The sequence below is a fragment of the Belnapia mucosa genome (genome assembly GCF_016775475.1).
GTDB classification, from domain to species: domain Bacteria; phylum Pseudomonadota; class Alphaproteobacteria; order Acetobacterales; family Acetobacteraceae; genus Belnapia; species Belnapia mucosa.
Genome location: NZ_JAEUXJ010000140.1, coordinates 1 through 245 on the forward strand (window position 1 = coordinate 1; position 245 = coordinate 245).

Consider the following 245-nt stretch of genomic DNA (forward strand, 5'->3'; position numbering starts at 1 on the left):
TTCACCGGACCCTGAGCGACCCGCCGGACAGCGCCCGCCAGGGCGCCCAGGCCTCGATCAGCGCTGCCATGGCGGCATCGCCGGCGGCATCCGGATGGATGCCGTCGCCGCGCGCGGCGCCATGCCGCCAGGCGGCACTGGCCGAACGCGGCGCGTGCAGCGGCAGGAAGGGCACCTGCATCGCCGCCGCCACCGCCGCCAGTTCGGGCGAAAGCCCCGCGACGCGGGCATCATGCTCCGCCTCA

1 pseudogene is annotated in these 245 nt (G+C 76.3%); it reads right to left on the reverse strand.

What is annotated here, in order from left to right:
• Position 1 precedes the first annotated feature (1 nt).
• Positions 2-245, reverse strand: a pseudogene (locus JMJ55_RS30690) (hypothetical protein); the annotation flags it as partial.